This window comes from Streptomyces pinistramenti (genome assembly GCF_020564935.1).
GTDB classification, from domain to species: domain Bacteria; phylum Actinomycetota; class Actinomycetes; order Streptomycetales; family Streptomycetaceae; genus Streptomyces; species Streptomyces pinistramenti.
In genome coordinates this window covers 1-1001 of record NZ_JAJCXB010000133.1, presented here as the reverse complement: position 1 = coordinate 1001, position 1001 = coordinate 1, and the positions used below count along the sequence as shown (strand labels likewise).

The following is a 1001-nucleotide window of genomic DNA, read 5'->3' as shown; positions in this document are numbered from 1 at the left end:
CTTTACGATAAGGGCCGTACTGTAATCCAAATGAAAGATTGGTACGTGCTTAAAGATCCTCGTCAATTTTATTATGGGGCTTATACCCAAACTCGAGCTAAACAACAAGAGATTTTAGAAAGTAATTTTACGCTTGTTGAAAAACACGATTTATTAAGAAATATTTCTGAAGAAATTCTAGGTGATGCTGCCAACTTACTGATTTAGTGTATGATGGTGTTTTTGAGGTGCTCCAGTGGCTTCTGTTTCTATCAGCTGTCCCTCCTGTTCAGCTACTGACGGGGTGGTGCGTAACGGCAAAAGCACTGCCGGACATCAGCGCTATCTCTGCTCTCACTGCCGTAAAACATGGCAACTACAGTTCACTTACACCGCTTCTCAACCCGGTACGCACCAGAAAATCATTGATATGGCCATGAATGGCGTTGGATGCCGGGCAACTGCCCGCATTATGGGCGTTGGCCTCAACACGATTTTCCGCCATTTAAAAAACTCAGGCCGCAGTCGGTAACCTCGCGCATACAGCCGGGCAGTGACGTCATCGTCTGCGCGGAAATGGACGAACAGTGGGGCTACGTCGGTGCTAAATCACGTCAGCGCTGGCTGTTTTACGCGTATGACAGGCTCCGGAAGACGGTTGTGGCGCACGTCTTCGGTGAACGCACTCTGGCCACACTGGAGCGTCTTCTGAGCCTGCTGTCGGCCTTTGACGTGGTGATATGGATGACGGATGGCTGGCCGCTGTATGAATCCCGCCTGAAGGGAAAGCTGCACGTAATCAGCAAGCGTTACACTCAGCGCATTGAGCGACATAATCTGAATCTGAGACAACATCTGGCAAGGCTGGGACGGAAGTCACTGTCGTTCTCAAAATCGGTGGAGCTGCATGACAAAGTCATCGGGCATTATCTGAACATAAAACACTATCAGTAAGTTGGAGTCACTACCGCATCGGCTTATCTCAAAGATCAACAGCCGAAAAAAGCACAGTCAATAATGAC

The 1001-nt window shown here is 48.7% G+C and carries 1 protein-coding gene and 1 pseudogene; both read left to right on the top strand.

Annotated features, from left to right (window positions below; genetic code table 11):
- Nucleotides 1-207: pseudogene (locus LIU39_RS34705) on the top strand (phenol hydroxylase); the annotation flags it as partial.
- A gap of 28 nt (nucleotides 208-235) precedes the next feature.
- A protein-coding gene (locus LIU39_RS34700) for an IS1 family transposase (protein WP_223696214.1) occupies nucleotides 236-933 on the top strand; the annotation gives its coding sequence in 2 pieces (ribosomal slippage) (nucleotides 236-485 and nucleotides 485-933; 699 coding nt in all).
- Nucleotides 934-1001 lie beyond the last annotated feature (68 nt).